This window comes from Neorhizobium sp. DAR64872/K0K18, assembly GCF_050500175.1.
Taxonomy (GTDB): domain Bacteria; phylum Pseudomonadota; class Alphaproteobacteria; order Rhizobiales; family Rhizobiaceae; genus Neorhizobium; species Neorhizobium soli.
Genome location: NZ_CP191446.1, coordinates 1,146,429 through 1,158,787 on the forward strand (window position 1 = coordinate 1,146,429; position 12,359 = coordinate 1,158,787).

The 12,359-nt window shown below is 60.9% G+C and carries 12 protein-coding genes; 11 read left to right on the plus strand and 1 reads right to left on the minus strand.

The features are described 5' to 3' along the window. The first annotated feature begins 124 nt into the window (after nucleotides 1-124). From ACQY1P_RS10940 to ACQY1P_RS10990, 11 genes are all read left to right on the plus strand, one after another. Entirely contained in the window at nucleotides 125-562 is a 438-nt protein-coding gene (locus tag ACQY1P_RS10940; protein ID WP_062454738.1) for a DUF6163 family protein, read from the plus strand. 233 nt (nucleotides 563-795) lie between these two features. Then, a complete protein-coding gene (gene ldtR / locus ACQY1P_RS10945) occupies nucleotides 796-1,308 on the plus strand; it encodes a transcriptional regulator LdtR (protein WP_062454736.1) in 513 nt (170 codons plus the stop codon). A gap of 533 nt (nucleotides 1,309-1,841) precedes the next feature. Then, nucleotides 1,842-3,170 (plus strand): L,D-transpeptidase family protein, encoded by a 1,329-nt coding sequence (locus ACQY1P_RS10950; protein ID WP_062454734.1) that lies wholly within the window; start codon nucleotides 1,842-1,844, stop codon nucleotides 3,168-3,170. Nucleotides 3,171-3,355: 185 nt separating this feature from the next. Next, complete coding sequence (gene glyA, locus ACQY1P_RS10955) at nucleotides 3,356-4,645, plus strand: serine hydroxymethyltransferase (protein ID WP_062579943.1); 1,290 nt, start codon at nucleotides 3,356-3,358, stop codon at nucleotides 4,643-4,645. Nucleotides 4,646-4,654: 9 nt separating this feature from the next. Next, the gene (nrdR, locus tag ACQY1P_RS10960) at nucleotides 4,655-5,134 is read left to right on the plus strand and encodes a transcriptional regulator NrdR (protein ID WP_062453281.1); all 480 of its coding nucleotides are present in this window, start codon (nucleotides 4,655-4,657) and stop codon (nucleotides 5,132-5,134) included. Between the two features lie 4 nt (nucleotides 5,135-5,138). Next, nucleotides 5,139-6,218 carry a bifunctional diaminohydroxyphosphoribosylaminopyrimidine deaminase/5-amino-6-(5-phosphoribosylamino)uracil reductase RibD gene (gene ribD, locus ACQY1P_RS10965; RefSeq protein WP_430256393.1) on the plus strand — a complete coding sequence of 360 codons (1,080 nt, stop codon included), beginning with the start codon at nucleotides 5,139-5,141 and terminating at the stop codon, nucleotides 6,216-6,218. A 9-nt stretch (nucleotides 6,219-6,227) separates the two neighbouring features. Further along, nucleotides 6,228-6,839: a riboflavin synthase gene (locus ACQY1P_RS10970; protein ID WP_192076737.1), complete on the plus strand. Its 612-nt coding sequence runs from the start codon at nucleotides 6,228-6,230 to the stop codon at nucleotides 6,837-6,839. Between the two features lie 203 nt (nucleotides 6,840-7,042). Then, nucleotides 7,043-7,501, plus strand: coding sequence for a 6,7-dimethyl-8-ribityllumazine synthase (ribH, locus tag ACQY1P_RS10975; RefSeq protein WP_062579948.1), 459 nt, complete (start codon nucleotides 7,043-7,045; stop codon nucleotides 7,499-7,501). A gap of 4 nt (nucleotides 7,502-7,505) precedes the next feature. Then, the gene (gene nusB / locus ACQY1P_RS10980) at nucleotides 7,506-7,985 is read left to right on the plus strand and encodes a transcription antitermination factor NusB (protein ID WP_430256394.1); all 480 of its coding nucleotides are present in this window, start codon (nucleotides 7,506-7,508) and stop codon (nucleotides 7,983-7,985) included. Nucleotides 7,986-8,005: 20 nt separating this feature from the next. Then, nucleotides 8,006-9,235: an MFS transporter gene (locus ACQY1P_RS10985; RefSeq protein WP_062579950.1), complete on the plus strand. Its 1,230-nt coding sequence runs from the start codon at nucleotides 8,006-8,008 to the stop codon at nucleotides 9,233-9,235. A 164-nt stretch (nucleotides 9,236-9,399) separates the two neighbouring features. Beyond that, the gene (locus tag ACQY1P_RS10990; protein WP_062453275.1) at nucleotides 9,400-11,541 is read left to right on the plus strand and encodes a sodium-translocating pyrophosphatase; all 2,142 of its coding nucleotides are present in this window, start codon (nucleotides 9,400-9,402) and stop codon (nucleotides 11,539-11,541) included. A gap of 79 nt (nucleotides 11,542-11,620) precedes the next feature. On the opposite strand, the gene ACQY1P_RS10995 is transcribed toward ACQY1P_RS10990, so the two are convergent. Next, nucleotides 11,621-12,145, minus strand: coding sequence for an outer membrane protein assembly factor BamE (locus tag ACQY1P_RS10995; protein WP_062454732.1), 525 nt, complete (start codon nucleotides 12,143-12,145; stop codon nucleotides 11,621-11,623). Between the last annotated feature and the right edge of the window lie 214 nt (nucleotides 12,146-12,359).

A 12,359-nucleotide genomic window follows, 5' to 3' on the forward strand; every position in this document is an offset into this window, starting at 1 on the left:
GAGCAGGCTTGTGTCAGGTCAAACGCTCTAACACGCGAGAAACTGTTTATGAATGGGGCTTACTGCGCATTGCTGCCATGCGGCCTGCTGGCGGCTCGCGACGTCTCCCGATATGATCGCCGGCATGGAATCTGATTCACCCACGGTACCCAAGCGCACGCTGACGGAAATCCTGTTCGTCGTCTTCCTCAGGATTATCGCGGTTGCCTGCCTATGGTTCGGCATCCAGTACTGGGCAATGCTGGTCGGCTATTCGCTGCACGGCATGGCGCGCTTTGATCTTCTGGCGCCGCCCTGGAAAGTGGCGGCGGCCTCGCTTGCCGTTCTGTTCCCGGTTGCCTCGCTCGGTTTGTGGCTCACCGTGTCCTGGGGCGCGGTGCTCTGGACTATCGCAGCGTTCTCGCAGGTGCTGATGTATCTCGTCTGGCCAGAAATCTTCGGACGGAACACTCTTGTGCCCATCCTGCACGGCCTCGTGGCCGCCATTTACGGCGTGTTTCGGCTCTCTTTATGGCTGGAAGAGCGGCGCAAGGCGGAGCGGGTAAGGATTGATTCACCTTGACCCTAAAGCTTTGGCGCCTTTATTTGGCCTGAAATTTCGACCTAACCCATTGATTTCAATAGGGCGGAAATAAGGGTGAGGGGGAGGCAGCTAGACTGCCGACGATTGGAAAAACTTCTGCAAGATTTTGTTAACCCTTTGTTTTAAGTCGAATTTTATGCGCTTTCGTTAGTGTCTGTCTCAAGGCGGGAATAAACAAACACACCGCCAAGCAAAACAGTGAGGCAGTCATGATGAACACGAAAATGAAGCCGCAGGCACCGGTCGCAGCAGACATCAACGAAGACCCGATCCGTTCGCTTTATATGGAATCGCTCCACCTGGTCGAGCGTCTTCACCGCCGCCTGCTCGACGTCATCAAGGACGAGTTCGACCGCCAGGGTCGCGACGACGTCAACGCCATCCAGGCACTTCTCCTCTTCAACATCGGCAACTCGGAACTCACTGCCGGTGAACTGCGCTCGCGCGGTTACTATCTCGGCTCCAACGTTTCCTACAACGTCAAGAAGCTGGTCGACCTCGGTTTCATCAACCACCAGCGTTCGCGCATCGACCGCCGCTCGGTCCGCATCAGCCTGACCAAGGAAGGCCAGGAAGTCGCAGAAACCGTCGCCAAGCTCTATGATCGCCACGTCGGCTCGATCGAAAAGGTCGGCGGCATCGGCGAGGGCGAGTTCTCGCAGATGAACAAGCTGCTGCAGCGCCTCGACCGTTTCTGGAACGACAGCATCGCTTACCGCATGTAATATCTGCCATCGCCGCGCCGCGCTCCTGAACCACCGGAGGCGCGACGGCGGCACGGCAAAGACAACTGTCGGCGCCTGCATTTCCTCCAGTCATGCAGTGGCACGACACACATATCGGGCGGAGCGTAGCAATACGCTCCGCCGATCCCGTTTCAGAGCTCGAGATGTCCTCTGTCATGGTCGCTTGATGCAGGCTCTTTAAGAACACCGGAACGCAGCGTTCTCTCGATCCACAGCGCACTCCCAACCTCCCGAAATGGCTTCGAGTTCGCGCCTGCCACATTTCCCGTTGAGTATCTCGAAGGAGGCCGAAAAGTCACGCTTTCACACGGCTTTGTGACGCTGCGGCAACTGACACGAATTGGCCATATTGCTATGGGACCGCCATGCTTGAACAGGTTCGGGAAACTCGTGCTACTCCAGATGGCCCCCCGAGCATTTCCAGCAGCCCAGCCGCGGAATTTTGCGCGTTTATTAACCATATCCCTGTAGCGCTTTTGTTTTGAAGCCTCTGGGACCAGATGGACAGGATGATGTCGAAAAAGATCGGATCGGAATTGCTTTCCCGCCGCGCCATGTTGCGTTCGGCCGTCTCCGTGGGTGCCGCCGTTCTGGCCGCGCCGGCTTTGGCGCAGTCGACGCTCGATGGCATCATGACCGCGCCTCGTCGTGGCAACTGGGATGACCAGTTCGATGCGCGTGGTTCGCGCTCGGCCGTCGGTGTCGTCTCCAACAATCCGATCCTTGGTTCCGAAGGCCCGGCAAACATCCAGCAGGCAATCGCCTTCTATCAGCAGATCGTCTCTGCAGGTGGCTGGCCAGATGTCAATTCGTCCGTGCGCCTGCAGCTCGGCGTCGTTGATCCGTCGGTGCAGAACCTGCGCCGTCGCCTGATGATCGCCGGCGATCTCGATCAGTCCGCAGGCATGTCCAGCTCGTTCGACAGCAATGTCGACGGTGCGGTCAAGCGCTTCCAGGCCCGTCACGGCCTGCCGGCAGATGGCGTGCTTGGCGAATTCAGCGTCAAGGCGATGAACGTTCCGGCCCAGACACGTCTGATGCAGCTCGAAACCAACCGGGTTCGCCTGCAGTCGATGTCGGGTGATCTCGGTTCGCGTTACGTCATGGTCAACATCCCGGCGGCCTATGTTGAAGCGGTCGAGAACGATCGCGTGGCGCTGCGCACCAATGCGGTCGTCGGCCGTATCGACCGCCCGACCCATGCGATCAATTCGAAGATCTACGAAGTCATCCTCAATCCTTACTGGACCGCACCGCGCTCGATCGTCGAAAAAGACATCGTGCCGTTGATGCGCAAGGACCCGACCTACCTGACGCGCAACAACATCCGTCTGATCGACGGTCGTGGCCAGGAAGTGTCGCCGGAAACCGTGGATTGGAATGCCCCCAAGGCGCCGAACTTCATGTTCCGCCAGGATCCGGGCAAGATCAACGCGATGTCCTCGACGAAGATCAACTTCCACAACCCGAACAACGAATACATGCACGACACGCCCCAGCAGGGCCTGTTCAACAAGCTGATGCGCTTTGAGTCCTCGGGCTGCATGCGTATCCAGAACGTGCGCGATCTCGTGACCTGGCTGCTGCGTGACACGCCCGGCTGGTCGCGTCAGGAAATCGAACGGGTTATCGCTGCTCGCCAGAACAACCCGATCAAGCTCAGCCAGGAAGTTCCGGTCTATATCGTCTATGTCACGGCATGGTCGGCAAAGGACCAGGTCGTCCAGTTCCGCGACGACATCTACCAGCGCGACGGCAACCAGGAACTGGCTCTGCAGACCACGACCGGCGTGGAGCGTGCCTCCGGTGCGATCACCGAACAGGATCTCCTGCCGCAATAAGCAGGACGTCGCTGACGAACGACCAATTCGATTGAAAGGCCGCATCGCCCAAAAGGGTGGTGCGGCCTTTTGCCGTTGTCTCGAAACGGAGTTGGACGCGCAAATGTCGCTCCGTGTATTGCCCTGATCGGAAGGGAAGGCTAAGACGCGTCACATCGCCTGCCACCCTTCGAGGAACCTCGCACATGTCCAATACCGAAGCATTCTTCTCCCGCCCGCTGGCCGAATCCGATCCGGATATTTTCGGCGCGATCGAGAAGGAACTTGGCCGTCAGCGCCATGAGATCGAACTGATCGCCTCGGAAAACATCGTGTCGCGCGCCGTGCTCGAAGCCCAGGGCTCGATCATGACCAACAAGTATGCCGAAGGCTATCCGGGCAAGCGCTACTACGGCGGCTGCCAGTTCGTGGACATCGCCGAAGAACTTGCCATCGAACGCGCTAAGAAGCTGTTCGGTGTGAACTTCGCCAACGTCCAGCCCAATTCCGGTTCGCAGATGAACCAGGCCGTGTTCCTGGCGCTGCTGCAGCCGGGCGACACGTTCATGGGCCTCGATCTCAACTCGGGCGGTCACCTGACCCATGGTTCGCCGGTCAACATGTCCGGCAAGTGGTTCAACGTTGTGTCCTACGGCGTTCGTGAAGGCGACAACCTTCTCGATATGGATGCCGTGGCCGAGAAGGCCCGCACGACCAAGCCGAAGCTGATCATCGCCGGCGGCACGGCCTATTCCCGCACCTGGGACTGGAAGCGTTTCCGCGAGATCGCCGACGAAGTCGGTGCCTGGCTCATGGTCGACATGGCGCATATCGCCGGTCTTGTTGCCGGCAACCAGCATCCGTCGCCGTTCCCGCACTGCCATGTCGCGACCACCACGACCCACAAGTCGCTGCGCGGACCGCGCGGCGGTATGATCCTTACCAATGACGAGGATCTGGCGAAGAAATTCAACTCGGCTGTCTTCCCCGGCCTGCAGGGCGGCCCGCTGATGCATGTCATCGCCGCCAAGGCGGTGGCGTTCGGCGAAGCGCTGCAGCCTGAATTCCAGGATTATGCAGCTCAGATCGTCAAGAACGCCAAGGCCCTGTCGGAAACGCTCGTGGCAGGTGGTCTCGACATCGTCTCCGGCGGTACCGACAACCACCTGATGCTGGTCGATCTGCGCAAGAAGAACGCGACCGGAAAGCGGGCCGAAGCAGCGCTTGGCCGCGGCTATATCACCTGCAACAAGAACGGCATTCCGTTCGATCCTGAAAAGCCATTCGTCACGTCCGGTATCCGCCTCGGCACGCCGGCTGGCACGACGCGCGGCTTCAAGGAAGCCGAGTTCACCGAAATCGGTAATCTGATCGTCGAACTGCTTGACGGCCTGAAGACGGCCAATTCGGACGAGGGCAATGCGGTGGTGGAAGCGGGTGTCCGCGAAAAGGTGATGACGCTCACCAATCGCTTCCCGATGTACCCGTACCTCTAAGGAAACACGATGCGCTGCCCCTATTGCGGTTCGGAAGATACCCAGGTCAAGGACTCGCGTCCGGCCGAGGATTTCACCTCTATAAGGCGGCGGCGCATTTGCCCTGACTGCGGCGGTCGCTTCACGACATTCGAGCGCGTGCAGTTGCGCGAGCTGCTGGTGTCCAAGAAGACCGGCCGCAAGGTACCGTTCGACCGCAACAAGCTGGTGCGGTCGTTCCAGATCGCGCTGCGCAAGCGGCCGGTCGATCCCGACCGCATCGAGCGCGCCGTCTCCGGCATCGTCCGGCGCCTCGAAAGCTCGGGCGAGAGCGAAATCTCCTCCGAAGAGATCGGCCTGCAGGTGCTCGAATCGCTGAAAAGCCTCGATGACGTTGCCTTCGTGCGCTACGCATCCGTCTATCGCGACTTCTCCCATGCGGAGGACTTCGAGAAAGTGATTTCCGAGATCAACGCCAAGATTGCCCGCGATCCCGGGCTGGAGTCCTGACGCCATGTCGGAGGCCGACGACCAGCGGTTCATGGCCGCAGCGCTTAGGCTGTCGCGCTGGCATGAAGGCCAGACCATGACCAATCCATCGGTCGGCTGCGTGCTCGTCAGGGACGGAGCGATTGTCGGCGCAGCGGTTACTGCCCGCGACGGCCGACCACATGCGGAAGCCCGCGCACTCGCCGTTGCCGGCGAGAAGGCGAGGGGTGCGACCGCCTATGTGACGCTCGAACCTTGCGCCCATCACGGCAAGACCCCGCCCTGCGCCAATGCGCTCGTGGCGGCCGGTGTTTCCCGCGTTGTCGTCAGCGTCGCCGATCCCGATCCGCGCGTCTCCGGTCAGGGATTGAAGATCCTGCACGATGCCGGCATCGCGACCGAGCTTGGCCTCATGGAAGATGACGGCAAGCGCGCGCTCGCCGGTTATCTCTCCCGCCAGATCCGCCACCGCCCTTACGTCACGCTCAAGCTTGCCGTCTCGGCCGATGGAATGCTGGGACGCCGTGGCGAGGAAGTACTGATCACCGGGCCGCTCGCCCGTGCCCAGGTGCATGTCATGCGCGCCGAAAGCGATGCGATCCTGGTCGGTATGGGAACCGTCCGTTCCGACGATCCGCAACTGACGGTCCGGCTTCCCGATATGAGCGACAGATCGCCCGTCCGCATTATTCTAGATCGCCGTCTCGAACTGCCGCTCGACAGCCTTCTGGTGAAGTCTGCCCGCGACGTGCCTGTGATCGTCGCCTGCGTGCCGGTCTCGCAAGAGTCCGAAAAGCGTGAGAAACTTCTGGCCGCAGGTGTCGATGTGATCGAGGCAGGCGATCTCGCAGGACTTCTCGACCAGTTGGCGACACGCGGAATTTCCCTTCTATTCGTTGAAGGCGGCGCAACGGTTGGCAAGGCCTTTCTGGATGCCGGCCTCGTCGATCGGATCGTGCTGTCGCAGGGGCCGACGATGGTGGGCGAGGGCGGTCTTGAATCGCCTCTGTCGCCATCCGATATGCCGGAGGGTTTCCAGCTGGTTCGTGAGGATACGTTCGGTCCCGACCGTTCCTACGATTTCCAGAAAATCGAGCAGTCATAGAGGTCGTCGATGTTTACCGGAATTGTCACCGATGTCGGAACCGTAGCGGCGACGACCCCGATGGACGAGGGCGTCAAGCTCCGTATCGCCACCAGCTACGATCCGAAGACGATCGCGATGGGTGCCTCGATCGCCCATGGCGGCGTTTGCCTGACCGTGACCAACTTGCCTGAGGACGGCAGCAATGAGCGCTGGTTCGAGGTGGAAGCCTGGGAAGAAGCGCTGCGGCTGACAACGATCGCTGGCTGGACATCCGGTACCCGCGTCAATCTGGAGCGGGCGCTGAAGATCGGCGACGAACTGGGCGGCCATATCGTCTCCGGCCATGTCGACGGCAAGGCGGAGATCCTGTCCGTGACCTCCGAAGGCGAAGCAGTCCGCATTCGCCTTCGGGCGCCGGAAAGCCTCGCCCGCTTCGTCGCGCCGAAGGGATCGGTTGCGCTCGATGGCACATCGCTGACCGTCAACTCGGTCGATGGCACCGATTTCGATGTGCTGCTGATCAGGCATACGCTGGGCGTGACCACATGGGGCGATCGCCAGGCCGGCGATTTCGTCAATTTCGAAGTGGACACGATGGCTCGTTACGCAGCAAGGCTGGCCCAGTTCCCGACAGGCTGAGGCTGACCCGACGACATGCGGAAACAGGCGGCAGCGTGCAAGCTGCGCTCCTCCTGTTCCGCCCCGATGACGTTGCAGAATAGGTATTCGCGCCCTGCAACGCAGCGTTCAGCGAAAACCACTTGCCAATCCCGGCCGGGCATGTTTTGACCGCCGACTATTCGGCTTGTCGCCCAACGCGCCGATGTAACCAAGGTGAAATCATGCCGCAAGAAAACGCACCTCACATCCTGATCGTGGAAGCACGGTTTTATGACGACATGGCGGACGCGCTGCTCGATGGCGCAACGACCGCTCTCAAGGATGCGGGTGCGACCTACGACGTGGTGACGGTTCCGGGTGCGCTCGAAATTCCGCCGGCAATCGCGATGGCGCTCGATGCCGGCGATCAGGACGGCACGTCCTATGACGGCTTTGTCGCGCTCGGCATGGTCATCCGTGGCGAAACCTACCATTTCGACATCGTCTCGAACGAATCCTCGCGCGCGCTGATGGATCTTGCGGTCTCCGAATCGCTGGCGATCGGCAACGGCATCATGACCGTCGAGAACGACGAGCAAGCCTGGGTGCGTATCAAGCGGTCCGAGAAGGACAAGGGCGGCTTTGCGGCCCGTGCCTGCCTCACCATGATCGCACTGCGCGAAAAGCTGAATGGTGGTTGATAGAATGACCAAAGAAGGCGAGCATCCGGTCAAGCCGGCAAATCAGCGTGGCGCGGCGCGTTTGGCAGCCGTTCAGGCCCTTTATCAGATGGATGTGGGCGGCACCGGCGTCCTTGAGGTCGTGGCAGAATACGAGGCGCACCGCCTCGGACAGGAACTGGACGGCGATACCTATCTGAAGGCGGACGCCTCCTGGTTCCGCTCGATCGTCGCCGGCGTCGTACGCGATCAGGACAAGATCGACCCGCTGATCCGCTCGGCGCTGCAGGAAGACTGGCTGCTGTCGCGGATCGATTCGACCCTGCGCGCCATCCTGCGTGCCGGAACGTTCGAGATCGTCGAGCGCAAGGATGTCCCGGTGGCTGTCATCGTCACCGAATATGTCGAGATTGCCCGCGCGTTCTTCGAGGAAGACGAGCCGAAGGTCGTCAATGCCGTTCTCGACCGCATTGCCAAGCAAATCCGCGGCGACGCGAAGAAGTAACATCCCGGAAAGAGCATCAGATGGACGAAGCGGTCGAGCGTCAAAGAATTGACTTGAGCACCGCCCGCCGCAGCGTCTTTCTGCTCGCAGGCACCCAGGCCATCCTGGGGTCTGCCACACCTCTCACCGTGTCGATCGGCGCTCTTGCCGGCTATCAGCTTCTCGGCGACGACAAGTCGCTTGCGACAGCGCCGATTACCGCGTTCAACCTCGGCACGGCCGTCGGTGCGGTGCTGATTGCCATCGCGTCAAAATTCCTCGGTCGCAAGGCGGCCTTCATGTCGGGCGGCATGCTTGGCGCGATCGGCGGCGGGCTTGCGGCAATCGCGCTGTTCCGTGGTGATTTCTGGCTGTTTGCCTTCGCGCTTCTGCTGGTCGGGTCCTGCGCCGGCTTCACCCAGAAGATCCGCTTCGCCGCTGCCGATATTTCTCCCAAAGCCTATAAGCCGCGAGCCATCTCCTGGATCCTCGGGGCCGGTATCGTCTCGGCGATCGTCGGGCCTCAGCTCTCCATCGCCGCAAAGGATTGGCTGGCGCCGGTGACCTTTGCCGGTGCGTTCCTGATGCTGATCCCGCTTTGTCTTGCCGGTATCTGCATCATGGCCTTCCTGCGTCTACCGACCAAGGCGGATGCGTCGCTCTCAACCCAGCAGCCGCCGGCACGGTCGCTGCGGGAAATCGTCGTGACGCAGCGGTTCATGACCGGCATGGTCTGCGGTATCTGCACCTACGCGCTGATGACCTTCGTGATGACTGGTGCGCCGCTCGCCATGGTGATCGGCTGCGGCTTTCCGACGGAACTGGCGGCGCTCGGCATCCAGTGGCATGTGCTCGCCATGTTCGGCCCAAGCTTTTTCACCGGCATGCTGATCACCCGCTTCGGCGCGGAAAAAGTGGTCGCCGCCGGCCTCGTCACGCTGATGGGCTGCGCGATCGTTGCCCATATGGGCGTGGAATTGTGGAATTTCTGGCTGGCGCTGGTTCTCCTCGGGATAGGCTGGAATTTCGGATTCATCGGCTCGACCACGATCGTCGCCTCCAGCTATCGACCGCAGGAGGCCGACAAGGTGCAGGGGTTTCACGACATCGTCCTCTTCGGCACGGTGGCACTGTCCTCCTTCTCCTCGGGCAAGGTGTTCGTCACCTGGGGCTGGTCATTCATCAACCTGGTGATCTGGCCGGTCGCGATCTTCTGCCTTCTTCTCATTCTGGCGCTGATGCTGCGCAGGCCCGTCGCAAAAGCCAACTGACCCGGTTCTATTACCGTCGTAGCGCTTGACGGCGGTTGTTCCTCACCGCAATCTCACCCGCGCATGGCAACAGCTGCGTTCCTTGGGAGGGGAAAGCCGTTGCTGGAGGGTGCAGAATGCCGGGGCGGCATCGGCCGCAGCCGGTCAGGGAGAGGAAAATTCGCATGACTGTAATTCTAGGTGTGATCGTCTGCGGTCTGCTGTCGATCATTTATGCTGCATGGGCCACGCGTTCCGTACTTGCCGCCGATCAAGGCAATCAGCGGATGCAGGAGATCGCCGGTTATATCCGCGAAGGCGCACAGGCGTACCTGTCGCGCCAGTATATGACCATCGCCATCGTCGGGGTGCTGGTTGCGGGTCTCACATGGTTTCTTCTGTCTGGCACGGCAGCCATCGGCTTCATCATCGGCGCCGTTCTCTCGGGCGCTGCCGGCTTCATCGGCATGCACGTGTCGGTGCGGGCCAATGTGCGCACGGCGCAGGCGGCATCCCATAGTCTGGCGGCAGGTCTCGACATTGCCTTCAAGTCTGGCGCCATCACCGGCATGCTTGTCGCGGGCCTCGCACTGCTCGGCGTGTCCATCTACTTTTTCATCCTGACAACTGTGCTTGGCCATGCGGTCGGTTCACGCGAAGTGATCGATGCCCTTGTGGCACTCGGCTTCGGTGCCTCGCTGATCTCGATCTTCGCGCGCCTCGGCGGCGGCATCTTCACCAAAGGCGCCGATGTCGGCGGCGATCTCGTCGGCAAGGTGGAAGCCGGTATTCCGGAAGACGATCCACGCAACCCGGCAACGATCGCCGACAATGTGGGCGACAATGTCGGTGACTGCGCCGGCATGGCGGCCGACCTGTTCGAGACCTACGCAGTCTCGGTCGTCGCGACCATGGTGCTTGCCGCAATTTTCTTTGCCGGCAGCGCCGTCATCGACCAGGCGATGCTCTATCCGCTGGCGATCTGCGGCACCTGCATCATCACCTCGATCGTCGGCACGTTCTTCGTCAAGCTCGGCACCAACGGCTCGATCATGGGCGCCCTCTACAAGGGCCTGATCGTGACGGGGCTGCTGTCCATTGTCGGACTTGCGATCGCGACCTCGATCACCATCGGCTGGGGAACGATCGGCACGGTTGCCGGCATGGACATCACCGGCGCCAGACTGTTTGCCTGTGGCCTTGTCGGGCTCGTGGTGACGGCACTGATCGTTGTGATCACCGAATACTATACCGGCACCAACAAGCGGCCGGTCAATTCCATCGCCCAGGCCTCCGTGACCGGCCATGGCACCAACGTCATCCAGGGACTGGCCGTCTCGCTGGAATCGACCGCACTGCCGGCACTCGTCATCGTCGGTGGCATCATCTCCACCTATCAGCTCGCCGGACTGTTCGGCACAGGCATCGCCGTCACCGCCATGCTCGGCCTTGCCGGAATGATCGTGGCACTCGATGCCTTCGGCCCTGTCACCGACAATGCCGGCGGCATTGCCGAAATGGCGCACTTGCCGCCGGATGTTCGCAAAGCCACGGATGCTCTGGATGCCGTCGGCAATACGACCAAGGCCGTCACCAAGGGCTACGCGATCGGCTCAGCCGGTCTCGGCGCACTGGTGCTGTTTGCGGCCTACGCCAACGATCTCCAGTACTTCGTGGCAAACGCCGATAAATATCCGTACTTCCAGGGGGTAGGCCAGATCTCGTTCAGCCTGTCCAATCCGTATGTGGTGGCGGGCCTGCTGTTTGGCGGTCTCATCCCGTATCTGTTCGGCGGCATCGCCATGACGGCGGTCGGCAAGGCGGCAAGCTCGATTGTCGAGGAAGTTCGCCGGCAGTTCCGCGAAAAGCCCGGCATCATGCAGGGAACGGAAAAGCCCGACTATGGCCGCGCGGTCGATATCCTGACCAAGGCCGCGATTCGCGAAATGATCGTGCCGTCGCTTCTACCGGTGCTGGCACCGATCTTCGTCTATTTCGGCGTGCTTCTCGTCTCGGGCGGTGACAAGGCATCTGCCTTTGCAGCGCTCGGCGCCTCGCTTCTCGGCGTCATCATCAACGGCCTGTTCGTCGCGATCTCGATGACCTCGGGCGGCGGCGCCTGGGACAATGCCAAGAAGAGCTTCGAGGACGGTTTCGTCGATAAGGACGGCACCCGCCACATGAAGGGATCCGATGCCCACAAGGCTTCGGTGACCGGCGATACGGTCGGCGATCCCTACAAGGATACGGCAGGCCCTGCCGTCAATCCGGCGATCAAGATCACCAACATCGTCGCCCTTCTGCTGCTGGCGGTTCTCGCCCACTAGAAGCAGGTCTCACACAGACAAAAGAAAGCCCGCGGTACCATTGGTATCGCGGGCTTTTTGATATTCGGAAATGCGCTTGTTAGTTGCCCATGCTCTGCAGCATGTTGCGGATCTGGCCGGCACCGCCGCTTGCTGCTCCGGAACCACCCGACAGAAGCTGCTGCAGGAAGGTAAGGTCGCGGCCGCCGGTTGGCGTCGTGCGCGAGATCGTGTCGAACACCTTGCCGTCCTGAAGTGCGTAGTTGGCGCGCTGTGCGACCACGCCGTTCTTGTCGAAATAGATGGCAAGCACGCTCTGCTCGACGATCTGCGGCTTCATGAAGGCTGCCCGACGGTGGCGCTTCTGGGAAATGTAATAGAACACTTCCGTATCGAAGGTCGCGGTCGTCGACGGTGTACCCATGGTCAGGATCACCTGCTCGCGGCTTGAACCGACAGGGATCAGGTTCAGCGACTGCTGGTCAACGACATAGCCGTTGTACATCGTGTCGCCGATTTCCATGGATGTGCAGCCGGAAACTGCAATCGATGCAACGACAAGGGCCGCCGCCGTTTTGCTCAACGCTTTCATTTCGTATCCGAAAACCCGCTTCTTCAACGGTATCCCCCACATGTCGATGTGCCGGCGGAAGCCGGTTACTCTGCTGCTCATACCATTGTGGCTATTCCGGGGACAGCTGACTGCCGCTTCCGGATAGCCGAACCGAAGCCCGCCGATGGCGAATGCATTGCAATTCGTGCCTGCTTCGGTAAACCAGCTTTCGTTTGCATGCAACATCGCCAGCTTCGACCATGACGCAAACATGAAGGCAAATGCA

Coding starts and splice junctions, on each gene's coding strand:
- ACQY1P_RS10950 (WP_062454734.1), top strand. CDS start 1,842: ATGTCGAAAAAGATCGGATCGGAATTGCTTTCCCGCCGCGCCATGTTG.
- ACQY1P_RS10990 (WP_062453275.1), top strand. CDS start 9,400: ATGACTGTAATTCTAGGTGTGATCGTCTGCGGTCTGCTGTCGATCATT.
- ribD (WP_430256393.1), top strand. CDS start 5,139: ATGTCGGAGGCCGACGACCAGCGGTTCATGGCCGCAGCGCTTAGGCTG.
- glyA (WP_062579943.1), top strand. CDS start 3,356: ATGTCCAATACCGAAGCATTCTTCTCCCGCCCGCTGGCCGAATCCGAT.
- ACQY1P_RS10940 (WP_062454738.1), top strand. CDS start 125: ATGGAATCTGATTCACCCACGGTACCCAAGCGCACGCTGACGGAAATC.
- ACQY1P_RS10985 (WP_062579950.1), top strand. CDS start 8,006: ATGGACGAAGCGGTCGAGCGTCAAAGAATTGACTTGAGCACCGCCCGC.
- nusB (WP_430256394.1), top strand. CDS start 7,506: ATGACCAAAGAAGGCGAGCATCCGGTCAAGCCGGCAAATCAGCGTGGC.
- ribH (WP_062579948.1), top strand. CDS start 7,043: ATGCCGCAAGAAAACGCACCTCACATCCTGATCGTGGAAGCACGGTTT.
- ACQY1P_RS10970 (WP_192076737.1), top strand. CDS start 6,228: ATGTTTACCGGAATTGTCACCGATGTCGGAACCGTAGCGGCGACGACC.
- ldtR (WP_062454736.1), top strand. CDS start 796: ATGAACACGAAAATGAAGCCGCAGGCACCGGTCGCAGCAGACATCAAC.
- nrdR (WP_062453281.1), top strand. CDS start 4,655: ATGCGCTGCCCCTATTGCGGTTCGGAAGATACCCAGGTCAAGGACTCG.